The organism is Stenotrophomonas sp. 80084_Sma, assembly GCF_056481995.1.
Genome location: NZ_CM151177.1, coordinates 2,569,595 through 2,593,500 on the forward strand (window position 1 = coordinate 2,569,595; position 23,906 = coordinate 2,593,500).

At 66.7% G+C, this 23,906-nt stretch carries 25 protein-coding genes; 17 read left to right on the top strand and 8 right to left on the bottom strand.

Features of this window, described 5'->3' with window-relative positions; all coding sequences use genetic code 11:
- Positions 1-52 precede the first annotated feature (52 nt).
- Genes ACZK3W_RS11935 through ACZK3W_RS11945 form a run of 3 tightly spaced genes read left to right on the top strand, consistent with a single transcriptional unit; the run spans position 53 to position 3,037 of the window.
- Positions 53-805: an SDR family NAD(P)-dependent oxidoreductase gene (locus ACZK3W_RS11935; RefSeq protein ID WP_180837175.1), complete on the top strand. Its 753-nt coding sequence runs from the start codon at positions 53-55 to the stop codon at positions 803-805.
- A 14-nt stretch (positions 806-819) separates the two neighbouring features.
- A complete protein-coding gene (locus tag ACZK3W_RS11940; protein ID WP_478449930.1) occupies positions 820-2,007 on the top strand; it encodes a GDSL-type esterase/lipase family protein in 1,188 nt (395 codons plus the stop codon).
- 10 nt (positions 2,008-2,017) lie between these two features.
- The gene (locus ACZK3W_RS11945) at positions 2,018-3,037 is read left to right on the top strand and encodes a sugar kinase (RefSeq protein ID WP_180837179.1); all 1,020 of its coding nucleotides are present in this window, start codon (positions 2,018-2,020) and stop codon (positions 3,035-3,037) included.
- Positions 3,038-3,250: 213 nt separating this feature from the next.
- Here ACZK3W_RS11945 and ACZK3W_RS11950 read toward each other — a convergent pair whose 3' ends face one another.
- Entirely contained in the window at positions 3,251-4,702 is a 1,452-nt protein-coding gene (locus ACZK3W_RS11950; protein WP_180837181.1) for a S41 family peptidase, read from the bottom strand.
- Between the two features lie 87 nt (positions 4,703-4,789).
- A complete protein-coding gene (locus ACZK3W_RS11955; protein ID WP_197615888.1) occupies positions 4,790-6,364 on the bottom strand; it encodes a S15 peptidase family protein in 1,575 nt (524 codons plus the stop codon).
- A gap of 152 nt (positions 6,365-6,516) precedes the next feature.
- Here ACZK3W_RS11955 and ACZK3W_RS11960 point away from each other — a divergent pair, with 152 nt between their 5' ends.
- Together ACZK3W_RS11960 and ACZK3W_RS11965 are read left to right on the top strand one after the other, a co-directional pair.
- On the top strand, positions 6,517-7,821 hold the full coding sequence (locus tag ACZK3W_RS11960) for a hypothetical protein (protein WP_430541926.1): 1,305 nt from the start codon (positions 6,517-6,519) through the stop codon (positions 7,819-7,821).
- A gap of 289 nt (positions 7,822-8,110) precedes the next feature.
- Positions 8,111-8,851 (top strand): DNA/RNA non-specific endonuclease, encoded by a 741-nt coding sequence (locus ACZK3W_RS11965; protein ID WP_180837186.1) that lies wholly within the window; start codon positions 8,111-8,113, stop codon positions 8,849-8,851.
- A 77-nt stretch (positions 8,852-8,928) separates the two neighbouring features.
- Here the strand turns inward: ACZK3W_RS11965 and ACZK3W_RS11970 are convergent, their stop codons facing one another.
- Positions 8,929-9,966, bottom strand: a complete 1,038-nt coding sequence (locus ACZK3W_RS11970) for a zinc-dependent alcohol dehydrogenase family protein (RefSeq protein ID WP_478449931.1) — start codon at positions 9,964-9,966, stop codon at positions 8,929-8,931.
- Between the two features lie 116 nt (positions 9,967-10,082).
- On the opposite strand from ACZK3W_RS11970, the gene ACZK3W_RS11975 reads away from it, so the two are divergent.
- Complete coding sequence (locus ACZK3W_RS11975) at positions 10,083-11,012, top strand: LysR substrate-binding domain-containing protein (RefSeq protein WP_197615890.1); 930 nt, start codon at positions 10,083-10,085, stop codon at positions 11,010-11,012.
- A gap of 34 nt (positions 11,013-11,046) precedes the next feature.
- Positions 11,047-11,742 carry an HAD family hydrolase gene (locus ACZK3W_RS11980; protein ID WP_049401501.1) on the top strand — a complete coding sequence of 232 codons (696 nt, stop codon included), beginning with the start codon at positions 11,047-11,049 and terminating at the stop codon, positions 11,740-11,742.
- A gap of 7 nt (positions 11,743-11,749) precedes the next feature.
- Here ACZK3W_RS11980 and ACZK3W_RS11985 read toward each other — a convergent pair whose 3' ends face one another.
- From ACZK3W_RS11985 to ACZK3W_RS12000, 4 genes are read right to left on the bottom strand one after another with little or no spacing between them, the layout of a single operon-like run.
- Entirely contained in the window at positions 11,750-11,980 is a 231-nt protein-coding gene (locus ACZK3W_RS11985; RefSeq protein ID WP_197615891.1) for a hypothetical protein, read from the bottom strand.
- Positions 11,977-12,402, bottom strand: coding sequence for a VOC family protein (locus tag ACZK3W_RS11990; RefSeq protein ID WP_197615892.1), 426 nt, complete (start codon positions 12,400-12,402; stop codon positions 11,977-11,979). Before ACZK3W_RS11990 ends, ACZK3W_RS11985 begins: the two co-directional genes overlap by 4 nt.
- A 10-nt stretch (positions 12,403-12,412) precedes the next feature.
- Entirely contained in the window at positions 12,413-12,874 is a 462-nt protein-coding gene (locus ACZK3W_RS11995) for a helix-turn-helix domain-containing protein (protein WP_197615893.1), read from the bottom strand.
- Positions 12,871-13,797, bottom strand: a complete 927-nt coding sequence (locus ACZK3W_RS12000) for a LysR substrate-binding domain-containing protein (protein ID WP_197615894.1) — start codon at positions 13,795-13,797, stop codon at positions 12,871-12,873. The genes ACZK3W_RS11995 and ACZK3W_RS12000 overlap by 4 nt, the downstream gene beginning before the upstream one ends.
- 90 nt (positions 13,798-13,887) lie before the next feature.
- Here ACZK3W_RS12000 and ACZK3W_RS12005 point away from each other — a divergent pair, with 90 nt between their 5' ends.
- The 4 genes from ACZK3W_RS12005 (at position 13,888) to ACZK3W_RS12020 (ending at position 16,736) form a co-directional block, all read left to right on the top strand.
- Positions 13,888-14,928, top strand: coding sequence for a hypothetical protein (locus tag ACZK3W_RS12005; protein WP_197615895.1), 1,041 nt, complete (start codon positions 13,888-13,890; stop codon positions 14,926-14,928).
- A complete protein-coding gene (locus ACZK3W_RS12010; protein ID WP_197615896.1) occupies positions 14,925-15,806 on the top strand; it encodes a PD40 domain-containing protein in 882 nt (293 codons plus the stop codon). The genes ACZK3W_RS12005 and ACZK3W_RS12010 overlap by 4 nt, the downstream gene beginning before the upstream one ends.
- 62 nt (positions 15,807-15,868) lie before the next feature.
- Entirely contained in the window at positions 15,869-16,411 is a 543-nt protein-coding gene (locus ACZK3W_RS12015; RefSeq protein WP_197615897.1) for a GFA family protein, read from the top strand.
- Entirely contained in the window at positions 16,404-16,736 is a 333-nt protein-coding gene (locus ACZK3W_RS12020) for a DUF6958 family protein (protein ID WP_197615898.1), read from the top strand. The genes ACZK3W_RS12015 and ACZK3W_RS12020 overlap by 8 nt, the downstream gene beginning before the upstream one ends.
- On the opposite strand, the gene ACZK3W_RS12025 is transcribed toward ACZK3W_RS12020, so the two are convergent.
- On the bottom strand, positions 16,737-18,092 hold the full coding sequence (locus ACZK3W_RS12025; RefSeq protein ID WP_197615899.1) for a sigma 54-interacting transcriptional regulator: 1,356 nt from the start codon (positions 18,090-18,092) through the stop codon (positions 16,737-16,739).
- Positions 18,093-18,488: 396 nt separating this feature from the next.
- Here ACZK3W_RS12025 and ACZK3W_RS12030 point away from each other — a divergent pair, with 396 nt between their 5' ends.
- The 6 genes from ACZK3W_RS12030 to ACZK3W_RS12055 all read left to right on the top strand — a co-directional run bounded on the left by ACZK3W_RS12030 (position 18,489) and on the right by ACZK3W_RS12055 (position 23,899).
- Positions 18,489-19,019 (top strand): hypothetical protein, encoded by a 531-nt coding sequence (locus ACZK3W_RS12030; protein ID WP_197615900.1) that lies wholly within the window; start codon positions 18,489-18,491, stop codon positions 19,017-19,019.
- Positions 19,016-19,633, top strand: a complete 618-nt coding sequence (locus ACZK3W_RS12035; RefSeq protein ID WP_197615901.1) for a hypothetical protein — start codon at positions 19,016-19,018, stop codon at positions 19,631-19,633. The genes ACZK3W_RS12030 and ACZK3W_RS12035 overlap by 4 nt, the downstream gene beginning before the upstream one ends.
- A 43-nt stretch (positions 19,634-19,676) precedes the next feature.
- Positions 19,677-20,993, top strand: coding sequence for an adhesin (locus tag ACZK3W_RS12040; RefSeq protein ID WP_125894785.1), 1,317 nt, complete (start codon positions 19,677-19,679; stop codon positions 20,991-20,993).
- A 99-nt stretch (positions 20,994-21,092) separates the two neighbouring features.
- Positions 21,093-21,797, top strand: a complete 705-nt coding sequence (locus ACZK3W_RS12045) for a C39 family peptidase (protein WP_032127221.1) — start codon at positions 21,093-21,095, stop codon at positions 21,795-21,797.
- A gap of 13 nt (positions 21,798-21,810) precedes the next feature.
- Positions 21,811-22,560, top strand: a complete 750-nt coding sequence (locus tag ACZK3W_RS12050; RefSeq protein ID WP_197615902.1) for a hypothetical protein — start codon at positions 21,811-21,813, stop codon at positions 22,558-22,560.
- A 46-nt stretch (positions 22,561-22,606) separates the two neighbouring features.
- A complete protein-coding gene (locus ACZK3W_RS12055; protein WP_032127219.1) occupies positions 22,607-23,899 on the top strand; it encodes a transporter in 1,293 nt (430 codons plus the stop codon).
- Positions 23,900-23,906: the final 7 nt, after the last annotated feature.

Here is a 23,906-nt window from a genome sequence, read left to right on the forward strand (position 1 = left end):
CTCCTTCTTTTCCAAGTACTTCCATTCCCCCGCAAACCAAGGAGTTTTCCGCATGTCGTTCCAGGACAAGGTGGCCATTGTCACCGGTGGTGGCCGCGATATCGGCCGCGCCGTTTCGATCAAACTGGCTGCCGCCGGTGCACGCGTCTGCATCAACTACGCCCATGATGAAGCCAGTGCCCAGGAAACGCTGGCAAAGATCCAGGCGGCCGGTGGCCAGGCCATCGTGCATCGCGCCGACGTCACCGATGCCGCCGCCGTGGCCGGCCTGGTCGCTGCGGTACAGGCCGCGTTCGGCGAGCGTATCGACCTGCTGGTGAACGTGGCCGGTGGCATGGTGCAGCGTCGGCCGCTGGCTGACATCGACCCGGCGTTCTTCCACGCCGTGATGGACCTGAATCTGACCTCGACCTACCTGACCACGCACGCGGTGGTGCCACACATGCGCGACGGCGCAGCCATCGTCAACTTCGCCTCCCAGGCAGGTCGTGATGGCGGCGGCCCGGGCGCATCGATCTACGCCACCGCCAAGGCGGCAGTAATGACCTTCACCCGTGCCATGGCCAAGGAGCTGGGGCCGAAGGGCATCCGCGTGAATGCACTGTGCTGCGGCATGATCGCCACCCGTTTCCATGATGAGTTCACCAAGCCGGAAGTGCGCACGGCCGTTGCCGGCGCTACCCCGCTGCGCCGCCAAGGGGCGCCGGACGAAGCCGCCGACGCTGCCGTATTCCTGGCCTCGGATGCGGCGGCGTTCATCACCGGTGCGAATCTGGACGTCAACGGCGGCACCTACTTCTCCTGACTGGAATCCTGACCATGCAGCGCTGGACGCTCCTGCTTTCATTGACGATCTGTTCCGCCGCGGCCGCGCCCGGCGCGTTGGCCGCACCGGTCTGGGTCACCGCGTGGACCGCCTCGCCGGCACCGGACCGCAAGGATGGCATCGCCGAGGCCCCCCTACAGTCCGCCGCGCAGACCGTGCGCCAGGACATGCGCATCGGCAGCCGTGGCGATGCGTTGCGGCTGCGCATCAGCAACGAACTCGGCACGGCGCCGTTACGGGTCGAGGACCTGCGCGCAGGAGTGAAAAACGGCACGTCCGCCCCTCTGCCGGTAACGGTGGATGGCCGCGCGGTCATCGAGGTGCCGGTGGGTGCCGCGCTGCTGAGCGACCCGGTACCGATGCCGGTGACGCCGCTGCAGGAGATCAGCGTGACGGCCTATTTTCCGCAGCCGACCCGCCCGGCGGTGCGCCGCACCGAAGTGCGGGTAGCGGACGGCAGGCAGACATCGGTTGCCGACAGCGTGCGGCTGAGCTACCAGCAGAACGTGTTCTCGGCAGTGATGGTGCAGCGCGCTGATCGTCCCCAGGTGATCGTGGCACTCGGCGATTCCATCACGGAAGGTGCCACCGCCCGTCGCGGAACCTTCAACCAGTGGCCGGAGCGATTGGCGCAGCGCCTGCAGCAAGCCTGCCCGAACCGGTTCGTGGTACTCAATCAGGGCATCAGCGGCAACAAGCTGCTTGACCATGGCCGCAGCCACAGCGCCCTGTCACGATTGGATCGCGATGTGATCGCGGTGGCCGATGCCGATCAGGTCATCCTGTTCGAGGGCATCAATGACATCCGCCACGGTGGTGGCACGCAGCCGCTGCCTGGACGCAGTGCGGCGGACATGCTGCTGGGCTATCAGCAGGTTGCAGCGCGACTGCATGCGCACGGCATCCGCGCCTGGCTGGGTACGTTGACCCCATTCGGTGGTTCCGAGCGCTACGAGCCCGTGTCCGCAGCGACCCGCACCTCGATCAACCAGTGGGCACGCGGTGGGAAGACCGGGTTCGATGGCATCATCGATTTCGATGCCGCGCTGCGTGACCCGAAGGCCGTGGAATCGTTGCCCAACGACATCACCCGCGACCACCTGCACCCCAATGACGAAGGCTACCGGCGCATGGCCGATGCCATCGATCTGCGCATGCTGGGCTGCACCCCCACCGAATGAGAGAGAACCGATGAGCCGCGTCGTTTGTTTCGGTGAACTGCTGCTGCGCCTGGGCGCACCCGGTCGTGAACTGCTGCTGCAGACACCGCAGCTGCAGGTCCACGTGGGGGGCGCCGAGGCCAATGTGGCGGTCTCACTGGCCTGTTTCGGCCACGATGTGCAGATGGTCAGTACGGTGCCCGGCAACGCGCTGGGCCGGCATGCCGTGGCCGAGCTGCGGCGGCATGGTGTGGGCGTGGCAGGTGTGCGTGAAGTCGACCGCGACCGCATGGGCCTGTATTTCCTGGCCACCGGCGCGCTGCAGCGCGCCAGTGAAGTGGTGTATGACCGGGCGGGTTCGGCATTCACCAACACTGCCCTTGCCGACCATGACTGGCCAACGCTGTTGCGTGATGCGCAGTGGCTGCACCTTTCCGGCGTCAGTCCCGCGCTGGGCGCCAATGTGGCCGAATCCGTCTTGAGCGCTGCACGGGCCGCACGCAGGTCAGGCGTGCGTGTGTCCTTCGACGGCAACTACCGACCTTCGCTCTGGCAGCGTTGGGGCGGCAACGCCGCCGCCATCCTGCGGGAGCTGTTCGCAGAGGCGGATATCGTCTTTGCCGACCATCGCGATATCGAACTGGTGCTGGGACTGCGCTTCGCCGAGGACAGCCCCATCGCGCGGACCGAGGCGGCTGCAGCGGCAGCGTTCGCGGCGCTCCCGCACCTGCAGTGGCTGGCCTGCACCCAGCGCGACGTGGTGAGTGCAGACCATCACATCCTGGGCGCGCTGCTGTTGGGACGCGACGGTACCCGTGCGCAGGCCCCCTCGCGGCCATTGCCCGGTATCGTTGATCGCATCGGCGGCGGCGATGCATTCGCGGCAGGCATCCTGCACGGGCTGGCGTCCGGGTTCGATGCAGAGAGCACCGTGCGCTTCGGTCTGGCGGCAGGTGCGCTGAAGCACTCCATTCCCGGAGACTTCAGTCCCGTGCGCGAGGCCGATGTCTGGGCGCTGCTGGAGAGTGACCAGTTCGACGTCCGGCGCTGATCTCGCTCCGCCCTACAGGCCGCTCAGCCTGGCCAGCGGCACACGCACGCCGACCATGTACTTCAGCAGCGCCATGCCGAGCAATGCACCGGGCGTCAGCATTCAACGACGGAAGGCTCCTGCCCGCGATGGCGGCCTGGCAGCACTGGGTGGCGGGATGTTCATGCGATCCTCTCCTGCGGAATTCAGCCCTGCACGAGGTCCTGCGCGCACCTACAGCGTCAGCAGCCACGCTTCAAGCGCCCGGGTGTCGCGCATGTCGCCCGTATAGCGATGATCGGGCACGTGCGGTTCATTCGAACCACGTACCCGCCCACGGAACACCTTCATCGGCACCGAGATCCTGGCCAGCCCGCTGGGCAACCGCTCCGGCCGCACGTCCATGTACAGACTGTCGGCGGAGGTCTCGACGCCCACCTGCACCGCGCCCAGCCGCTTCCAGAGGTCCAATGCATCCAGGCAGGCCGAGCCACAGGAAGCATCGGCCACAACCAGGACCCTGCCCTTGCGCACAGGTCCGGCCTGGCTTGCTGCGGATGCTGGATCTGCGCTGGCCTCGGATGGCTCGCGCCACAAAGCCTCACCCCGGCCGCGAGCCTGCGCCATGCCTGCCGTCACCGATTCCAGCATGCGACGCAGCTCAGGCGACGCGTCGGGCGCCTGTTCCAGCTTCTGCAGGAAGCCGCGAAGCTGGGCGATGTTGCCCTCCGAGGTCCGCCACTCTACCCAGCTGCGGTCGGGCAGCGCATCGACAGCGGCCCGGCCCCAGATCAATCGCGCCAGTTCGATGCTCCATTGCGAAGCACCGCCAGTGTTGCCACGCACGTCCAGCACCACCGTCGGTGCCTGCTGCAGCCCTTCGGTTTGCGGAGCAAGCTGTTCAAGCAGCGCGGTCAGTTCCTTGAAGTTCTGCTCCGCAGGGTCGGCATTGAAGCTGCTGGTGGTGATCCAGTAGCTGCCATCGGGCATCGCGTGCCAGCCGTTGGGGGGACGGAAGCTGCGCCGGGTATCAGCCAAGCGCTCCTTGCGCTGTGCTGCCTGCAGCGGCTGCCACCGCAGTGCATAGGATGTCTCGCGTCCGCCCACCTGGAAAACGCAGGTACGCAATGCAGGCACGTAAGGATTGCCCTGTTCGAGCAGCACTTCACCGCCACCCTGGATGCGGCTGGCCTGCAGGTTCCAGCGCCCGTTGAAGTCACCCACCCGGCGTGCAGCCAGCGTCTGCGCATCGATGCCATCGCAGGCCAGCATTCGAGCCCCCAGCGGCGGATGGCCCGGACCACCATCCACGGTCATGACCACCTGCGCATCGCCGTCGAAGCCGGTCAGGAAGCCCGGCCACTGCGTTGGAAGATCGGGAGCATCGGCAAGCGCGTTGAGGCTGACATGCCCATCGTTGAAGGAGGCCGCATAGCCCTTCATCGTCCACCAGTAGCCCGGGTAGCTGGCGACCTGTTCGGCGCGCGAGCGTGCAAGCGCCAGGGCATCGTCCAGCTGTGCGCCGAAACCAGGATTGCGCAGGTCCACGGCGCCCGGATGGCTGCCGCGCATGGCGGCGTCGGCAGCGTCCAGATCCTTCAACAGCGTATCCGACCAGTCGATCGGCGCGCCTTGCGCGGTAGGTGCCGCAAGCACTGCACCGAGCAACAGCCATGCAATGACCATGGATTCCTCCCTTCCCCGGAACAAACGCCAGTCTCGCAGTTCTACTGCCTGGCGTACCGCGCCCGCCGCAACGGGCGCGGCCTTCCATCAATGCAGCGGCACCTTCAACACCGAAGGCGCATTGGCCGGCGAACTGAAGGTCACCGTGCCACCCAGCTGGCTGATGCCCGCGTACCGCAGGTCCACGGTGTCCACCACCAGGGTCAGGCGGCTGCCGGCCGGAAGGTTCCAGCTGCTGGCTTCCAACCGCAGGTCGATGGTCTTCGCCTGCCCCGGCGTGGCACCACGCAGCGTATAGGGCTTGTGGCTGATCAGCTGGCCGTTGCCCAGCACATCCTCGGCGTACAGGTAGGCGTACAGCGTGGTGTTGGCGCGGCTGGGCGTGACGGTCAAGCGTACCTCCGGCGTTCCATCCAGGCGCTGCGCACTCCACTGGATCGGCCCCTGCCAGACACCTGCGGCGTTGCGGCCCACGAAGGGCACATAGGCGCCCGGCGGCAGGTTGATCATCTGCAATGCACCGGAGGCCATCGCCACGCCGGAATTGGCGGCGGTCAGCAGCCCGCTGCCGATCCGGTAACTCCAGCCGGTGCTGCTGCCGCTCGCGACCAGGCCGCCCGTGGGCAGCAGAAGTCCTTTGGGTGCGCTCAGCGCATAGCTGACAGCGCCGGCATTGGTCGCCTCCCAGTTCGGATAGGTACTCCAGCTGCCCTTCTGCGATTTCAGCTGTACTGCAGGCTGGCGATCGATGCCATTGGCTTCACCCTTGAGGTAATGGTCGAACCAGTCGCCCACCGAATCGTAGACCTCGTTGGGAACACCCAGAGCGCCAAAGGCTTCGTTGAGCGCATGATCGCCATGGCGCAGCTGCAACTGCTTGGGGCCTTTCAACCGGGTGAAGAAATCGACCAGCTGGCCCGGCGGGAACAGGCTGTCGTTGAAGGCGTTGGCGAGGAACACCGCTGGCTGGTTGGCGTTGATCTCATCGATGCTGGCCCCAGGGCTGCGCTGCGCCGCCACCGGCAACAGCGAATCCACCGCGCCCTGGTAGTTGCCGACCAGTACATTGCGATTGATGGTCGTCAGTTCCGGTCCCGGGCGGCCGGTGGCCAGGCCGGCTGCCACCAGCAAGGCGATGCCCTGCGCGCTGGGGGTGTCGTTGCTGTACAGCGAGGCCTGCAGATCGGCCCAGCCACTCAGCGCCGCCACGGCCTTGATGCGTGGATCGCGCGCCGCCGCCAGCAGGCTGGTGCCTGCGCCGTAGGAGATGCCCGAAACACCGATCCGGGCCGGATCGGCGCGGGTGTTGTCCAGCGCCCAATCAATCAGGGCGCTGACATCTTCGACCGTGGCTGGCCCTGCGATGTCGATGCTGCCGCCGGACTCCCAGAAACCCCGCGAGCTGTAGCTGATCACCACATAGCCGCGCCGCGCCAGCGACTGCGCCACCCCCACATACTCCACGCTGGGTACCGCCCAGCTGCTGGGCATCACCAGCAGTGGATAGCGCCCGCTGCCCGCGTCCTGCGGTTCGATGACGAAGGCCCCGAGAGGCGTTCCATCCCAGCTGGGAATGGTCCGGTGGGTGGTCTTGACCGTAGCGGCCCAGGCGGTGGGCGCCAGTCCGGTCAGCAGGATCAACAGCAGCAATACCTTGCGCATCGTCGTCTGTCCCCGTCGGTGGTGGCGCAACGGGTTGGACCGTACCAGTGCGAATGGTGGGTGGCACCTTGCGACGCAACATGACGTTTGCTGCATTGCCGGCCTATGGGATCGATGCTATGAGAGCTGGGCCCCAAGGATGAATGGACGTCATGAGGTCACGCTTCCTGCTCTTCGCTGTACTGGCGCTATGTGCGCAACGAACCGTGATGGCCAACGAGCAGGCGTTCTCCGATGCGGCGGCCCGCGAGGTCTTCCGGCGCGCCGAACAGCTCTGCAACGGAGACCGGGGTCGATTGTGGGGTCAATCCCTGTGCGGGCCGATGATGCTGGTGGATCCAAAGAGCCGGCAGGTCATCGCCTCGCAGGCAGACGCACATGGTGCGCTGAAGGAGCGCGGCGATGTGTTCGCAGGCCAGCTTCCGTCTGATGCGATCGTCGCCAACACCGCCGTGGACTGGTCCGGCACACGCTGGACGCAGCTGCTCTGGCCATTGCCGCAGGACGCGTCCAGACGCAGTACGCTGCTGGCTCACGAAATGTTCCATCGCCTGCAGCCGGCGCTGCCCATCATCGCGCCGGCGGAGGGTGGAAACGAACACCTCGACACGCTTGAAGGACGTTACTGGCTGCAGCTGGAATGGCGCGCGCTTGCGGACGCACTTGAATCCACCGATGCAGTAGCGCAGCACGCTGCGATGACGGACGCGCTCGCATTCCGCGCCGAGCGCTACCGCCGGTTCCCTGCGGCCGCGCAGGAAGAAGCGGCGCTGGAATTGAACGAGGGCCTGGCCGAGTACACCGGCGTGTTCGTCGGCAATCCGACGCCGTCGACACGTATCCAGGCGGCACTGCATGACCTTCGCGCACACGTGGGTGATCGCAGCTTCGTCCGCTCTTTCGCCTATGCCACCGGCCCGGCCTATGGCCTGCTGCTGGACCAGGCGGCACCTGGCTGGCGCGGCGACCTCGCCCACCAGGCTCGCGATCTCGGCACGCGTCTGGCCGAAGTGACGCAGGCCCCATTGCAGCTGGACGCGACCGCGCTGGGAGCGGCTGCCGCGCGCTATGACGGGCCGGAGCTGCACGAAGCCGAAACGCTGCGCGAACAGCAGCGCCTTGCGCAGCTGGAACACAACCGTGCGCGCTTCGTGACAGGCCCGGTCGTGCGCCTGGATCTGCGCAACATGCGCATCCAGTTCGATCCCAACACCATGCAGCCGTTGCCAGGGCAAGGCATGGTGTATCCAGCAATGCGGCTGTCCGACATCTGGGGCAGCCTGGATGTCACCGACGGTGCGTTGCTGCAGAGCGACTGGAAGGTCGTATTCGTGCAGGCCCCGGCAAGTGCTGAACCGCCACTGGAGGGGCCGGGGTGGTCGCTAAGCCTGAAGCCGGGATGGTCGCTGGTGCCGGGAACACGCAAGGGCGACTACGTGTTGAAGACGAACCCCTGACCATCGCTACAGGCAGCGCGATGTCCTAGCACGCCTGCGTTTCATCCACGCGCCCCATGATCTGACACATCTCCAGTGCTTGCGCGCTGTCACAGCTTCGTCGTTTCGCCATTGACCGAAAGACGACAGCTTGTGACGCTTACGACACCGCACGGCCTCCGCGGCCCTGTCATCGCGGTCACGTCCCACGCATTCCGCACTACCCGACTCCGCAGTGTCCTCACATGACCTCGCTCCGGCCCGGTCGTGGCGGGCGGCTGCGTCCTGAATCCTCTGCTGGAGAATCGCAATGCGCCTTGCAGGTTTCTTCTTCGCGTTCGTCCTCAGTACCTTCGCCGGTGCCGCCCAGGCCCAGGTCGTCACCCTCAACAAGGGCGGCTTCGTGCTCACCTACGACTGCAGCATCCACAGCGCCACCCGCTACGAATACACGCTCACCGCCGACACCGGCTCCGCCGCGCGCCCGTCCAGCTTCTACAAAGACCCGGACCTGCCGGCCGGCTGCCTCGGCCAGAACAGCACCGCGTCGTATGCCAGCATCCGCAGCGGCTATGACCGCGGCCATCTGGTGACCTCCAACCACATGGACTACAACGCGACCTACATCCGTCGCGCCAACTACATGACCAACATCGTTCCGCAGGTTTCCAGCTTCAATCAGGGCGTCTGGGTGAAGGCCGAAAACGTGGCCGAGTGCTACCGCGACATCGCGCCGGTGGATGTCTACGGCGGCGTTGTCTATGGCGACGCGTCCAACGATTACTTCCTTGCCAGCCACGGCATTCCCACGCCGGAGTTCTTCTGGAAGACGATCATCACCCGCGACCCGAACACCGGCACCGCCAAGGCGATCAGCTGGATCATCCCGAACGAAGCGAACCTGGGCACCCTGGACAGCTACCTGGTGACCATCGCCGACCTCGAGGAGCTGCTGGGCGCCAGCTATGTGGCGATCAACGCGCCCGCTTCGCTGAAGAACATGCTGCCGGCCACCACCTGGCCGCAGCCGGCGGGCTGTGATCTGAGCTGATCCGCCAGGACGCCCGTGCGGTCGCGAATCCGACCGCACAGGCGCACTTCGCCTGGACAGGTACGGCGCAGTTGGATTCAGTGCTCTGCCACCTGCACCACCACTTTGCCGAACGGCCCCTGCTGCAGTGCTGCCAGTGCCGCAGGCAGGCCGGCGAACGAATGCACGCTGTCGATGACAGGCTGCAGGCGCTCGCGTTCGATGAAGCCGTTCATCCCCTCGAAGGCCCGGCGATGGCCAACCGAAACCCCCTTCAGGGTCGCGCGGCGCAGCATGAGAGGAACCGCCGGCATGTGCAGGTTGGGATCCTCGAGGAAGCCGATCTGCAGGATGTGCCCGCCCACTGCGAGCGCCTCCACGCTCTGGGCGAGGTTGCCGCCTCCGAGCAGCTCAAGCACATGATCGACGCCCTGCCCTCCGCTCAGCTCCATCGCTCGCGCGCCCCATGCAGGATGCTGCCGCGTGTTGATCGACGCCCATGCACCCAGCCGTTCTGCAAGGGCAAGCTTGCTGCCACTGCGTGAAGTCACGATTACCCGGGCTCCCAGCCGCTGGGCGAACTGCATCCCGAACAAGGAAACGCCACCGGTCCCCTGCACAAGCACGGTCTGGCCAGGAGCGAGTTGGCCGGCCTCGACCAGTGCAAACCAGGCCGTCAGCGCCGCCACCGGCAACGTGCTGGCCTGCAGGTCAGACAACGAGGGGGGCGTAGCGACTGCCACGTCCTCCGGCAGCACCACATACTCCGCCAGCACTCCCGGCAGCGGACCGCCCAGGGACAGTCCGTGCTGCAGCATCTCGGGCGGAGGCGCGCCATCGAGCCACTGCGTCCAGAAATTGCCCATCACCCGCTGGCCAACGCTGAAGCGTCGCGCTGGGCTTCCGGTTTCGACAATGACGCCGGCCATGTCCGAAGCGGGAACAAACGGGTGTGGCAGCGGACCGGACAACAGTCCGCCGTCGATCACCAGGCGATCGCGGTAGTTGAGCGACACGGCACCGACCTTGACCAGTACCTCACCAGGGCCTGGCCTGGGAATGGGGCGCCGTACGCAGCGCAGGTGAGCAAGGCCCGGGGCATCGAGCTCCCAGACCTTCATGGTCGAAACAGACATGGGAAATCACTCATTGGCGCGCGGAAATGCGCCAGGAAAGTCTATTGACGCATGGATGTGTTCAGTGACGGGATATTGTCGATACACTGAATCCATAAATTCCCCAATTGACGCATATGACCAGCTACAGTGCGGCGCGCCTACAGGGCATCAGTGTGTTCGTCCAGGCCGTGGACGCCGGCAGCTTCACCGCAGCCGGTCTGCGCATGGGGCTGAGCAAATCGGCCGTTGGCAAGAGTGTGGCCACGCTGGAGCGGCGACTGGGCACCCGGTTGCTGGATCGCACCACGCGCAGGCTGGCGCTCACTGTCGAGGGCGCCGAGTTCTACCAGGTCTGCCGGCGCATCCTGGCCGAACTGGACGAAGCCGAATCCAACGCAGCGTCGCGGCGGCAAGAGGTTTCCGGCCTGTTGCGGGTCAGCCTGCCGGTAGCGTTCGGGCAGCGCTGGGTGATGCCGGTACTGATCGGACTGGCGCAGCGCCATTCGCGGCTGCAGCTCGATGTCAGCTTCACCGACCGCAGGGTTGATCTGCTCGAGGAAAACGTCGATCTGGCCGTCCGCCTGGGGCCGCTTGACGACAGCAGCTCGCTCTCTGCCCGCGCGCTCGGCCGCCAGCATGCCGTGATATGCGCTGCACCCGGATACCTGGCGGCACGTGGCGTCCCGGTGCGCGCCGAGGATCTTGCCGGACACGACTGCATCACCTTCGGCCGGCAGGGGCACGCGCTGCCCTGGACGGTGCCGGACGGCTCCGGCGGGCTTGTCCAGCACCGCATTGAAGGGCGCCACCGCATCAGTGACGGCGATGCGCTGCGTAGCGCATTGCTGGCCGGGCTGGGCATTGCAGAAGCGACCACCTGGCTGGTGGGGGACGCGCTGCGCAGCGGCGCACTGGTGGCCGTATTCCCTGCCTCGGGTAGCACGGGCGCGCCCCTGCATGCGCTCTGGCCTACCACCCGCGACCTTGCTCCCAAGGTGCGTGCCGCAGTGGATGCGCTGGTCGAGGCGTTCGTTCCGTCTCCACCGTGGGAAAATACCCGCTGATCGCCCCCATGGCTGTTGTTTCAAGGAGCTGTAGATGTCCCGTTTCCCCTTCGATGCCGTGCTGTTCGACTGCGATGGCGTACTCGTTGATTCCGAGCCGCTGGTCGCCCGCGTGCTTTCGGAAATGCTGACCGAGCGCGGCTGGCCGCTGACCCCGGCGCAGGCCGGTGAGGTGTTCCTGGGCCAGTCCGTGGCCCATCTGGCCGGCCTGATCGAAGAACGCACCGGCAAGCCGTTCACCGAGGAATGGCTGGAAGAGTTCCGCCAGCAGCGCAACCGCGCGTTGGAACGTGACCTGGTTGCCATCCAGGGTGCGCCCGAGGCGGTGCGTGCGATCGCGGTGCTCACCGGCGGCCGGATTGCCTGCGCGTCCGGCGCCGATCTGCACAAGGTGAAGCTGCAGCTGGGCAAGGTCGGCATCCTTGATGCCTTCGGGGCCCACGTGTTCAGCGGCCAGGACATGCCGCACACCAAGCCGCATCCGGATGTCTATCTGGCCGCCGCCGCTGCGCTGGGCGTGGACCCGAAGCGTTGCGCGGTGATCGAGGACACTGTTACCGGTGCAACGGCCGGTGTGGCCGCTGGCGCAACCGTGTTCGGCTTCAGTGAAGGCGGTCCGCACCACAGTACGCCGGAGGCCCTGCGTGCGGCGGGTGCACAGGTGATCTTCCAGCGCATGGAAGACCTGCCCGCCCTGCTTGCCGCCCATGCGGTCGACGCGGTCGCCTGACCTTGCCTCAGCCCGCAGCGCCGAGTGCGGCGCTGCCGCGCCTTCCGGCGTAGTGCAGCACGAACAGGTAAAGGCCGGTGAACAGTTGCAGGAACAGGGGGGGCAACGGCGAGTAGGTGATCCACGCTGCAGGTTCGCCCTGCCCCAGCCCGCGAACGGCGAAGTTGGCGATCACCGCCAGGGTGAACACGATCGAGGTCCAACGATGCACGGGCCGTGCCCAGCCACCGCGGCTCATTGCCGGCGCCTCGCTTCGGAACGGGCTTCGATCATCTTCCAGCCATTGCCTGACGGGTCACGGAATCCGGCGTCGACGGCGCCATAGCGCTCGATCGGCTCCTGGGTGAATTCCACGCCCAGCGCCAGCCATTGCGTGTAGCACGCCTGGCAGTCATCCACGGCCAGCACCAGCGGCGGCATTGCGCCCTTGGCCACCAGCTGCTGCAGCGAAAGCGCGGTAGCGGCGTCGTGGGTGGGCGGGCCTGGCACGAACAGGCCCAGCTGGAAACCGTCCTGGCCCGGGCTGCGTACCGTCAGCCATCGGTAGCTGCCATTGCGTACGTCGGTATGCACTTCGAAGCCGAGCTTGCCGACGTAGAACGCCAGCGCCTCATCCTGGTCGCGCACATACAGGCCGACCGTGCTCACAGTGTTCGTCATGGGACCTCCCTCAGGTAGGGTCCACGTTAGCAACCGCCTCGCGGCGGCGCTTCTCCAAAACTGCGATCTTCAGGTCCGGGCGCTGCGCGGCGCGTGCATGGCATTCCGGCACGCTGGCCGACGCCGCCCGGGTTGCACGCTCACGCTCACGCACATTGCCCGGGCTGTCACCGGTGATGTCACGGAAAATGCGGCCGAAGGTACCCAGGCTGCTCCACCCGGTCTGCGCGGCGATTTCAGTGACCGGCAACTCGGTGTCACGCAACATCGCCACGGCCCGTTCGATGCGCCGGCTGAGGAGATAGCGGTGCGGTGGCAGCCCGAAGGCCTGCTTGAACGAGCGGGCGAAGTGCGCCGGCGACACCGCACTGACCTCGGCCAGGCGTGTGACTGGCCATTCCTCATGGCTGGCCCGGTCCATCCGGTCCTTGGCACGCAGCAGGCGTCGCAGCAGTTCGGGGCTCTGGTTCACGGCGTCACCGCTTGCGCCAGATGATGGCGTGCTGCGTGCCGTGCCTCGGCGGCCTGTTCGACCACCCAGTCACGGAATGCGATGACCTTGGCGCTCCCACTCCGCGCCGAGGGCGCCACGAACCAGAAGCTGCGACCGTCGCTGGCGACACCCGGATGCGCCTGCACCAGGCGCCCGCTCTCCAGCTCGGCCTGGAACAGGATCGGCGAACCGATGGCGATGCCCTGCCCTGCGATCGCGGCACCGACATCCAGATGCTCGACGGCGAAGGGCGTGACCAGACTCCCTGGTGCCGGCGGTGGAAGGTGCCCGTGCGCGGCGAACCACAGGGCCCACCAGTCCGGCCGACCGAGCAGGGGAATCTCCAGCGCGGTGCTGCCCAGCCCACGGGCCGCCGGCAGCAGCGCTGGCGCACACAACGGCATGAAAACGCTGGGGAACAGGGGCGTGGCCTGCAGCCCAGGCCACTCGCCATGCCCGTTGCGGATGGCGGCATCGAAGTGGCCGGCGGCAAGATCCTGCGGCTCTGCCGACAGATCCAGTTCCAGCAGGAGCTGCCGATGGCGGGCGCGGAACGTACCCAGCCGCGGCGTCAACCAACTGGTGCCCAGCGTTGGCAGTACGGACAGGCGCAGTCGCGCCGCATCCATGCCAGCGGCGCGCATGAAGCTGGCGCGTAGTGCGTCGAATGCCCGGGTGGCTTCCTGCGCGACGCTGGCACCCACCACCGTCAGTTCCACGTGCTGTGCGTGGCGCAGGAACAGGCAGGTACCGGTCTGGGCCTCCAGCCGCCGCACGTGATAGCTCACCGATGCCGCAGTGGTGTCGAGCTCCTCGGCGGCACGCGCGAAGCTGCCCAGCCGCGCCGCCGCCTCGAAGGCGCGGATGGCGGCAAGCGATGGCAGCTGGCGTTGGGTGACCATAAGTGTGACTTAGCCTGAGCCCCGATATCTGCGTGGTCAATCCCCTTCGTACCCGCAACGATGGGGTACCTTCGGTAGGGGATCACGCATATGGATCGACGGCAGTTCCTGGTCACCCTGGCCGCCACGGCCGCGTCCACCGCCCTGCCCTCCGGGTGGGCCCTGGCCAGTCACAGCGATGACTGGAAATGGTTGCAGGGCACCTGGCAGGTCCGGCACCAACGCCTGAAGGAGCGGCTGGTGGGCGATACCCGCTGGGAAGCCTTCACCGGCGCCAGCGCGGTCTGGCTCACCCTGGGCGGGCTCGGCACCATCGATGACAACGTCATGGCACTGCCTTCGGGTCCCTACAGGGGCCTGGGCGTGCGTGCCTTTGATCCGGTGTCTTCCACGTGGTCGATCTGGTGGATCGATGGCCGCAATCCTGCCCATATCGAAGCCCCCGTACGCGGCGGTTTCAAGGGCGATGCCGGCAGCTTCCGCGGCACCGACCGGATCGACGGACGCCCCATCGACGTGTGGTTCCGGTGGCACGCCATCCACGGCGAGGAGCCGTGGTGGGAACAGGCATTCTCCGACGACGCCGGTGCGCACTGGGAGGTGAACTGGCGCAACTGGTTCCGCCGCACGGCTGCGGCCCCCTCGCCGCTTCCGACGCTGCCGGATGCACCGGGCGATTTTGATTTCCTGGTGGGCCATTGGAACGTGCGCCATCGTCGCCTGCGCGCCCGGCTGGCAGGCAGCGATGCGTGGGACGCGTTCAACGGCACCCTGCACAACTGGCCGGTACTGGGAGGATTCGGCAACGTAGGTGACAATCTGATGGACGTGCCAGGAGCGCCGCTGCGCGGCATGGGCATCCGCGCCTGGAATGCGGCTGAGCGGCACTGGCTGAGCTGGTGGCTGGATGGCCGGGAACCGACCCGGATCGGCGCGCCGCTGCGCGGTGGTTTCCAGGCCGGTGTCGGCCGCTTCTTCGGCGAAGACCAGCACGACGGTCGAACAATCCAGACCCGGGTGATCTGGTCACGCATCACCCCGCGTTCGGCGCGCTGGGAACAGGCGGCCTCGACCGATGGTGGACGCAGTTGGGAAACCAACTGGGTCAGCGACTTCGAGCGACAGGCATGAAGGCGCTGCTGGCCGTGATGCTGCTGGTTGCTGCGTCGCCTCCCGCGTCTCCATCCAGGGTGCTACGGATCGTCGGACCCGCCGAGCGCTTCGCCCCGGGCGTTGCATCCACGCAATACGACGAGATTCGACTGACCTTGAGCCCGAACGGTAGAACCGCACTGTGGTTCAGCCGCAACCGGCCCGGCGGTCCGGGTGGGTATGACATATGGGTTTCGCGCCACGACGGGCAGCGCTGGCGGCCGGCGACGCCGGTGCCGTTCAACACGCCGGGACGTGACTTCGATCCCGCCTTTTCCGCCGATGGCCGCGCGGTGTATTTCTGCTCGGATCGAGCAGGCGGCCAGGGTGGTGACGATCTGTATCGGGTCAGCGTGGGGAGCGACGGCCGATTCGGGGAGCCGGTCAATCTTGGCCCCGCAGTGAACAGCGCGGCCGATGAGTTTGCGCCGATGCTCTCGCCAGACGCAGCCACGCTGCTGTTCTCCAGCAATCGTGCAGGCGGTGCGGGTGGCCATGACCTCTACGTCGTAGCGATGGTCCGTGGTGAGGCGCAGCCCGCGCGGCCAATGCCCGGAGACCTCAATACCTCGGCGCAGGAGTTCGATGCCACCTTCCTCGGGGATGGCCGTACTGTGGTCTTTGCCCGCGCTCTCGACTTCGGCAGCGCACCGGTGCGCCAGTTCATTGCCTACGAACGTGGAGGCCGTTATGACGCGGGCCATGCATTGCCCTCGCCCTTGAACGAAACCTCCGGCGACAGCTACGGCGCGATGCTGGATGGCTCGCACCCCGGCATGTTGACCTATTCGGCGCGGCGTGCGGACGGTGCAGGGTTGGACCTGTACCGCATCCGCTACTGGATGAAGCGCCCTTGAAGGCGGATGTTGTCGATTCCCGGCGCCCCGGTTCGTCGAGAGGATGAATACCCCAGGAGAAAATGCAGATGCCCTCCCATCAGTCCCTTGCCTGCGCCTGCGGCCAGGTCCGCCTGACCGCCACGGGCCAACCCATTGCCACCGTCGAATGCTGCTGCGACAGCTGCCGCAAGGCCGGCGCCATGCTGCAGTCGCTGCACCGAGCACCCGAAGTACTGGGCCCGCATGGCCAGACGCTTTTCGTAATGCACCGCAAGGATCGCGTCAGCATCGATGCCGGACATTCCATGCTGCGTGCGTTGCGCTTGTCCAGCAGGGGCGGCAGCCGCCGCGTCCTGGCGGGCTGCTGCAATACGCCGCTGTTCCTGGAGTTCAGTGGCGGCCATTGGCTGAGCCTGTATGGCCTGTTGTGGCCCGCATCGGAAAGACCCGTCGTGGAGATGCGGACGATGGTCAGTGATCTTCCTGATGCGTCTGTCCTTCCGGACGATGTGCCCAACCTGCAGACCCGGTCGCTGCGGTTCTATGCACGGTTGATGAAGGCGTGGATCGCCATGGGCTTCCGCAGCCCTCGCATCGAAGTCGCGGGAGATAGCCATGTCTGAGCCCGAGCGGATCGAGATCGAGATCGAGATCGAGATCGAGATCGAGAGTATCACCACGCCCGGGCACATCCAGCGCGTGGATCGTGCCAAGTATCTCGCCATGCGCCATGCCTTGCTGCAGACCCTGCCTGCGCAACCGCCAGGGTTGACCGTTGCGCAGGCCAAGCAGGCGCTGCTGCCGCACCTGCCCGCCGCCTTGTTCCCGGCAGGCGCCACCGCCGGCTGGTGGTTGAAGGCCGTGCAGCTGGACCTGGAAGCCAAGGGCGTGATCGAGCGCGTCACGGGCAAGCCGTTGCGCCTGTTCAAGCACCTGGCGGCCGGCTGATCAGCGCTGCGCAGGCAGCTCCAGCCGGTGCTTGCGGCACAGGCGATACACCGTCACCCGCGAGATCTGCATCTGCCGCGCGCACTCGGAAACGTTGTAGCCGGTCTGGCGCAGGGTCTGCAGCAGCACATCGCGCTCGGCCTGGCCCCGCGCATCGTGCAGCATCGCCCCAGGCAGGACCGCCACCGATGCGCCCAGCTCCAGGTCACGCTCGCTGATCAGCTCGCCCTCGGCCATGATCGCTGCACGCTGCACACGGTTCAGCAGTTCGCGTACGTTGCCGGGCCATTCGAAACGCCGCATGGCCTGCAGTGCGGCCGGCGCAAAGCCGCGTGCACGCACGCTGTGCCGCTGCCGGAAGCAGCGCAGGAAGTGTTCGGCCAGCAGCTGCACATCGGCACCGCGCTCACGCAATGGTGGCATGAGCAGGCGCAGCACGTTCAGACGGTAGTAGAGATCGCTGCGGAACCGGCCCTGCGCCACCGCGTGTTCCAGTTCCACGTGGGTGGCAGCCAGCACTCTCACATCCGCCCGCAACGGCTGGCTGCTGCCGACGCGCTCGAAGGTGCCTTCCTGCAGTACACGCAACAGGCTGGTCTGTGCCTCCGACGGCAGGTCACCGACTTCGTCCAGAAACACCGTGCCGCCGTGCGCGGATTCGAACACGCCGATCTGCCGCTTGTCGGCACCGGTGAACGAGCCACGTTCGTGGCCGAACAGCTCCGACTGCACCAGGTTGGCCGGAATCGCACCACAGTTCACCGCAATGAAAGGCCTGCCAGCACGCCCCGACAACGCATGCAGCGCATGTGCGGCCAGTTCCTTGCCTGTACCGGTTTCGCCGGTGACCAGCACCGGCAGCTCCACCGGCGCGAACTTGTGCAGCACCGTGCGCACCGCATGCAGCGCAGCGCTTTCGCCAATCAATGCGTGCGGTCCCTGCCTGCTGCAGGTTGCGTCGACAGGCGGATCATCCGCGTCGAACTGCTGGCGCATTGCGCAGACCAGATCCTGCAGGCCGAACGGCAGCGTGAAGCGGGAACGGCATCGCTGCAGCAACGGCAGCCAGGCCGCTGAAGCAGGTCCGCCACCCGGTGGCAGTACCGCCAGCCAGGGTAGATGCTGGTGCTGCTCGATCCACGGTACCAGCAGCTGCAGCGCGACCGCATCGAGGTGGCGCAGATCGAGCACGGCGAGCAAGCGATCGCGCCCGCGCAGGCCAATCGCCATGGCGGGATCGGGACGGATGCTGCGCACATACCAGCCTGCTGCCGCCAGCGCACTGCGCTCGTTCGCCAACGGCTCGCCAAACCAGAGCACGCAACGTGACGTTGAAGCCTCCGGGACCGCTGCCATGCTTCCCCCAGCATCCGGACACTGTCGGCGGACTGTCAGGCAATCACCGGCGTGCCGCCCCCCGCCGGGACCTCTACGGCCACCGGGGCGGCCTTTGTTGGGCGGATCCTAGCGCTTCCCTAAACGGCGGCGCAATGAGCAGTGCGTCAAGAAATTCCTGGCTGAAGCGGCACCGTTGCAGACCGCGACGCCACCTGTAACACGGATGCGACAGTCGCCCGCCGCCCTTGCCCTGCGGTGCCTGGGGCTTCGAAATCCCAACAATTCCACGACGTGCCTGTAACAGCGTGGCAGCAGCCCGGTCAGGTGCGGCACGGTGCCGACATTGGCCGGTGGGCACTTCGGAGTTGGCACGGTTGATGCGTGGTTCCGCCGCACCCATCGCGGGAGATCGGCATGGACGGCTCCACCCTGATTCGCGGCCTGGCCGCAGCACTGGCAGTGGCCCTGCTGTCGGTTGGCGCGGGCGCATCCGCATCCGGCGCCCGCCAAGGCGTGAAGGCACAACCGGGCGAGATCGTCCTGCTGCGGGATGTATCCGCGCGCCCGGCATATCGCATGGCACCGCCGGGCATGGCGCTGATTGCCGACCCGAAGCCGCAGCGCGAGATCGCCACCGCATTGGGTGCCGGCGGCACAACAACCGGCATGGACGAGTTGAGCGATGAGGACTATGCCGGCATGGGCGCCGGCCAGGCTGCGTCCATCGGGGCTCCGGGTGGCACCACCGTTGAACGGGTCACCCAGCAGGCCCTGGGCGGCACGCTGGGCCGCAGTGGCGACGGCATGGTCGGCAGCAATCTGGGGGGTGCCATGAGTGGGCCGCTCGGTGCGGTCGGCAGCAGCACCCGCGGTATCGCCGATACCGTGCGCGGCGCACTGGCCCAGTTCCCGCTGCAGGGCACGGCCCCGGCAGGTGGAAAATGAAGCCCCTGCACGGGTTGCTTCTGCTGCTCGCTGCCGCGCCCTGGGCGACCCGGGCCGATGACTACAGCGGCATGCTCGCCTATCTCGACGTGGCCCGCATCGACGGCCACGCACTTGCCGGAACAAATGGCGCCATCGCCGTGAACCAGGCCGCCGGCGACCTCAACGTGCAGGCCAACCTACGGGGTATCGCCAAGGGTGATCGCGCCGATGTCGCGATCAATGCGCGGCAACTGCAGCAGGGCAACCGCGTGCTGTCCGGACCGCTGCAGGCCACTGCATTCATCGGCGGTGACGCACTGGCCGGTGCCAGTGGCATCGCATCCATCAACCAGGCCAGCGGCATCGCCAACACGACGCTCAACGTCGTCAGCGCGACGCTGGCCCGACAGGGCATACGCGAAACCGACGATACGGCCTTGGCCGCCGAGGGTTCCGCGTTGGCAGGGGGGCGGGACGACACCGGTCACGGCGTCGCGACGGGCACCCGCAGCGCAGGTGTAGGCAACACCGCACTGCGGGGATTCGACGGGGTCCTGCAACTCAATCAGATCGCGGGCAACGGCAACGACACAGCCAACGTATTGGGCCTGGTCGTGCAGGACCGCCCGTGACAACCACCCAACCGATGCACCACCTGATGAGAGAGAGGGCACCATGAAAGCGACCGTCAAACAGACCATGCTCGCCATGGCGATTGCCACTGCCTCGACCGCCGCTGCGGCCAATGGCTGGGACAACCAGAACGCCAACGCGAACATCAATCACAACCACACCGTCAGCGAAACCCGCAACGACACCCACAACCATACCGACAACGACGTACGCAACCGCACCGTCAATGTCAATGTGCAGAAACACAGCAACATCCAGGCCGACGAACGCAAGGAAAAGAACAACCACGGCGTCGACGTGAACCTGGAGAAGGACCTGCGGCTGAGCACCGACATCAATTTCTCCGGTGACCCGAACATCACCGGCGACATCGACCTCGACTCGGCGGCCATTGCCGTGATCGACAACCGCCAGTCGATCAGCAACAACGTCACCAGCAACAGCCTGGTCACCAACAGTGCTTCCATCGGTGACAGCGTGGGTGCCGGCGCCTCGGGCAATCTCGGCTTCAACGTGGTGTCCGGCGACAACAACGCGCAGGACAATGCCGCGTCGCTGTCCGCTGCCGACGCGTCCTTCAGCTTCGGCATGGCCGACGCCGAGGTGTTCGTCAACCAGGCCGGCTTCGGCAACGCCACCATGAACTCCGGGGTCACCAACGCCGCAGGTCTCGGCGGCAACGCCTTCGGTGGTGCTTCGGGCAACATCGGCGTGAACATCGCCTCGGGCAACAACAACGAGCAGAAGAACGCGCTTGCGGCCTCGGTAGCGACCACCGCAGTGGCGCAGTCGAGCATCAGCTCCAACCAGGTCTCCACCGGCAACACGGTCAGCAATGCCGGCTTCGTGCAGTCCTACACGGATACCGTGCAGGTCGGCATGCGTGGCGGCGTCAGCGGCCTGACGCTGGCCTATGGCGCGGGCACCTACCGCGGTACCGGCAACGCCTACCAGATGGCCAACTACTACCTGGATACGTGGAGTGGCGAGCTGCCACACCCGGGTGGCAACAGCACCGGCCACATCGACCTGGACAACCAGATCCAGAACGCCACGATGAACCCCAACCGGCCGGGGGTGGGCGGCCTGGGCTTCGATACGCGTGAGAGTGGCACCAGCCAGTTCGTCGAACTGGGCGTGGCCGATCTGTACGCCAGCCTCAGCGGCACGGTCAGCACCACGCGCTGGGTGAACGTCAACGCCACCAACACCTCGGCGTTGTCCGGCAGCGCCTTCTCCGGCGCCTCCGGCAACATCGGCGTGAACGTGGCTGCAGGCACCGGCAACCTGCAGGCCAACAGCCTGGCCCTGGCCGTCGCCCAGCCCAGCACCGGCGGCGGTGGTGGTAGCGGCGAGTAGGCGCAACACCCCGGCCGTCCGCCAATGGTCGGGTTCCCGGGAGCCCCTGTTCCTCCTCCCCCTTGGGACAGGGGCTCCCCCCTGCTGCCGGAGAACGTGATGATCCGTTGCCGCCTCTCGATGCGCCTGCTGGCGATGCTGTTGCTGCTGGGTACCGCCTCCGCGTGGGCGGGCGAGGTGCGCTTCAGCGGCGTATTGCCCAATGGCGCGTTGCTGCAGCAGAAGGTGGAGAGCATGCAGGAGCGGCGCTACCGCAACGTGGTGCGGCAGCACACCGATTACAGCTGCGGGGCCGCCGCGCTGGCCACCATCCTGCGCCACGCCTACCACCTTGATACCGACGAGGCGACGGTGATCGAGGGAATGATGGGGGTCTCCGATCCCGCTCTGGTAGCCGAGCGCGGCTTCTCGCTGCTCGACATCAAGCGCTACGTGGAATCGCTGGGCATGCGCGGTCGGGGCTACCGCATCGATGAAACACGACTGCGCACCCTTCGCGTGCCAGGACTGGTGTTGATGGACGTGCGCGGTTTCCGCCATTTCGTGGTGCTCAAGCAGGTGCGCAACGGCATCGTGGAAGTGGCCGACCCGATCCTGGGCAACCGCAGCCTGGCCCTTCCGGAGTTCCTGGCCGCCTGGCCATCGCGCGCGGTCTTCGTGGTGATCGGCAGCGACTTCGATCGCAACACCGCTCTTCTGCAACCCAGCGAACGGCCAAGCGCCCGCGCGCTCTACGCGCGGCAAGGGCCGATCACCGATGCCGAACTGGTCGACTTCGGCTTCAGCCACGCCGACCTGTTCTGAAGGAGGTTCGACCATGTTCCGCCAACCGATGATGATGGCTCTGCTGCTGGCCTTCCCTTCCCTGCCTCTGCAGGCGGCAGAGGGTGCTCCCGGTCGCGGCCTGAAGGAAATTCCGGACCCGGAACTGAGCCTGATGCGGGGGCGCTACACCGTGGGTGGCAACAACGTTGCCTGGTTCGGGGTCAGCATGGTGTCGCAGTGGCAGGCCAGCAACGGCGCGACGCTGCAGGGCAGCCTCACCCTGGGCATGGACTTCCGTGGTGGTGGCGCGCCGAAGCTGAGTTTCCAGCCCAGCGTGCATGTCACGGCAGCCGATGCGCCGCTGCCCGATACCCACGGACGCAGCATCGACAGCAGCGGTCTGGCCAACGCCAGCGGCCTGGTGCAGAGCGTGCAGGTGGCCGGCGATGGCAATGTCGCGCGCAACGTCACCACGCTGACCGTCCGCGAGGGTGGCGTGCCAGCCGTTCTCTCTGATGGCGCAGGCAACGTCACCGCGCAGCAGGCCGGCGCCAGCGCGACCGCCATGCTGGAAGGCAACCAGGCACGCCTGCTGCTGCAGATGGATGGCCAGGGGCTGGTGCAGCAGTGGATCCGCAATGGCAGCGTCGGCCAGGGTATCGCCCTCGCCGGTGACGGCCAGATCGCCAGTAACCAGCTGCGGCTGGAGCTGGTGCGCAACGCCGTGGGCAGCAACCTGCCGTTGAGCCAGAACGTGGCCCAGGCGATTGCGTTGAACCGCGGCATGGGGCCTGGCCAGTAACAGGGCCTGGCATTGGGGGAAACGCTCCACAACGCAGGACACCAACATGCACACCCTGATGAGGATCACCCCGTTGGCGCTGGCGGCGCTGGCGGGCACCGCCCTTGCCGCACCGCCGACGTCCGACGATGGCGCTGACGTGCAGGCCCTGGCCAACCAGCTGGAACAGCTGAAGGCCAACTACGCACAGGAAGTGCGGCGGTTGCGCGAACTGGACATGCAGGTCCAGGCCATGCAGGCGCGCTTGAGCGGGCGGGTTGGCCCGGTCACAGCCCCACCGGCCGCACCATTGGCGCAGGCAGCCGCCGCCGCGGTCCCACCGAGCAGCGAGGGCTACGCCAGTACCGCCGCCGAGGCGCAACAGGCCAAGCAGGAGTCGCGGCGCAGCGTGGACGACGTGAAGCAACAGCAATCGGCCCTGTTCTCCCGCCGCTTCACCATCGAGAACAGCCTCACCTACGCCCGCTACGACCGCAAGCAGCTCACCCTCAACGGCTTCCTCGCGCTGGACGCCATTTTCCTCGGCAATATCGCCATCGAGAACGTGGAGTCCGACTCGCTGACCTACAACGTGGCGGCCCGCTGGGGTGTCAGCCCGAACCTGACCCTGAACCTGGACGTGCCCTACCTGGCCCGGCGCACCGTATACCAGAAGGGCGGCGCCGGCGGAGCAGCGGCCGCCATTGCACAGGAAGAGACCAACGGCAACGGTCTGGGTGATATCGGGCTCAGTGCGAACTACCGGTTGTTCGGCGAACGCGGCTGGCGCCCTGAGACCGTGCTTACCGCCGGCGTCACCGCCCCCACCGGGCGCGCACCCTACGGCCTGGACTGGAAGGTGATCGAGCGCGATGACGACGACTACATCCGCTTCGCCGTGCCGCGCGAGCAACCCACTGGCAATGGCGTATGGCAGGCCAACCTGGGCCTGTCGATGGTGAAGACCGCCGACCCGGCCATCCTGTTTGCCAACATCGGCTACGTGCACTCCATCCCGCGCGGGTTCAACGACATCGACAGTAATCCGGACACGGTGAACCCGGGCGATGTGAAGCTGGGCGGCTCGGTGTACTTCGGCGCAGGCGTGGCCTTCGCATTCAACGAGCGGACCAGCCTGAGCCTGTCCTTCAGTGACCGCATCAGCGCACGCGCTTCCACCCGCTTCCAGGGCGGCAAGTGGATGAAGGTAATCGGCAGTGATGCCAATGCGGCATCACTCAACCTGGGCGTGACCTATGCGTTGAACCAGCACACCACGCTGGTGACGTTGCTGGGCATCGGGCTGACCCCGGATGCGCCGGACTTCACGTTGGCGTTCAAGATTCCGTACATGTTGTAGCCAGCTG

Coding starts and splice junctions, on each gene's coding strand:
- ACZK3W_RS11955 (WP_197615888.1), bottom strand. CDS start 6,364: ATGCGCAAGGTATTGCTGCTGTTGATCCTGCTGACCGGACTGGCGCCC.
- ACZK3W_RS11985 (WP_197615891.1), bottom strand. CDS start 11,980: ATGAGCCGCGGTGGCTGGGCACGGCCCGTGCATCGTTGGACCTCGATC.
- ACZK3W_RS11940 (WP_478449930.1), top strand. CDS start 820: ATGCAGCGCTGGACGCTCCTGCTTTCATTGACGATCTGTTCCGCCGCG.
- ACZK3W_RS11960 (WP_430541926.1), top strand. CDS start 6,517: ATGAGGTCACGCTTCCTGCTCTTCGCTGTACTGGCGCTATGTGCGCAA.
- ACZK3W_RS11975 (WP_197615890.1), top strand. CDS start 10,083: ATGACCAGCTACAGTGCGGCGCGCCTACAGGGCATCAGTGTGTTCGTC.
- ACZK3W_RS11980 (WP_049401501.1), top strand. CDS start 11,047: ATGTCCCGTTTCCCCTTCGATGCCGTGCTGTTCGACTGCGATGGCGTA.
- ACZK3W_RS12015 (WP_197615897.1), top strand. CDS start 15,869: ATGCAGATGCCCTCCCATCAGTCCCTTGCCTGCGCCTGCGGCCAGGTC.
- ACZK3W_RS11990 (WP_197615892.1), bottom strand. CDS start 12,402: ATGACGAACACTGTGAGCACGGTCGGCCTGTATGTGCGCGACCAGGAT.
- ACZK3W_RS12000 (WP_197615894.1), bottom strand. CDS start 13,797: ATGGTCACCCAACGCCAGCTGCCATCGCTTGCCGCCATCCGCGCCTTC.
- ACZK3W_RS12025 (WP_197615899.1), bottom strand. CDS start 18,092: ATGGCAGCGGTCCCGGAGGCTTCAACGTCACGTTGCGTGCTCTGGTTT.
- ACZK3W_RS12010 (WP_197615896.1), top strand. CDS start 14,925: ATGAAGGCGCTGCTGGCCGTGATGCTGCTGGTTGCTGCGTCGCCTCCC.
- ACZK3W_RS12055 (WP_032127219.1), top strand. CDS start 22,607: ATGCACACCCTGATGAGGATCACCCCGTTGGCGCTGGCGGCGCTGGCG.
- ACZK3W_RS11945 (WP_180837179.1), top strand. CDS start 2,018: ATGAGCCGCGTCGTTTGTTTCGGTGAACTGCTGCTGCGCCTGGGCGCA.
- ACZK3W_RS12005 (WP_197615895.1), top strand. CDS start 13,888: ATGGATCGACGGCAGTTCCTGGTCACCCTGGCCGCCACGGCCGCGTCC.
- ACZK3W_RS12050 (WP_197615902.1), top strand. CDS start 21,811: ATGTTCCGCCAACCGATGATGATGGCTCTGCTGCTGGCCTTCCCTTCC.
- ACZK3W_RS11935 (WP_180837175.1), top strand. CDS start 53: ATGTCGTTCCAGGACAAGGTGGCCATTGTCACCGGTGGTGGCCGCGAT.
- ACZK3W_RS11950 (WP_180837181.1), bottom strand. CDS start 4,702: ATGGTCATTGCATGGCTGTTGCTCGGTGCAGTGCTTGCGGCACCTACC.
- ACZK3W_RS12030 (WP_197615900.1), top strand. CDS start 18,489: ATGGACGGCTCCACCCTGATTCGCGGCCTGGCCGCAGCACTGGCAGTG.
- ACZK3W_RS12035 (WP_197615901.1), top strand. CDS start 19,016: ATGAAGCCCCTGCACGGGTTGCTTCTGCTGCTCGCTGCCGCGCCCTGG.
- ACZK3W_RS11970 (WP_478449931.1), bottom strand. CDS start 9,966: ATGTCTGTTTCGACCATGAAGGTCTGGGAGCTCGATGCCCCGGGCCTT.
- ACZK3W_RS12045 (WP_032127221.1), top strand. CDS start 21,093: ATGATCCGTTGCCGCCTCTCGATGCGCCTGCTGGCGATGCTGTTGCTG.
- ACZK3W_RS12020 (WP_197615898.1), top strand. CDS start 16,404: ATGTCTGAGCCCGAGCGGATCGAGATCGAGATCGAGATCGAGATCGAG.
- ACZK3W_RS11965 (WP_180837186.1), top strand. CDS start 8,111: ATGCGCCTTGCAGGTTTCTTCTTCGCGTTCGTCCTCAGTACCTTCGCC.
- ACZK3W_RS12040 (WP_125894785.1), top strand. CDS start 19,677: ATGAAAGCGACCGTCAAACAGACCATGCTCGCCATGGCGATTGCCACT.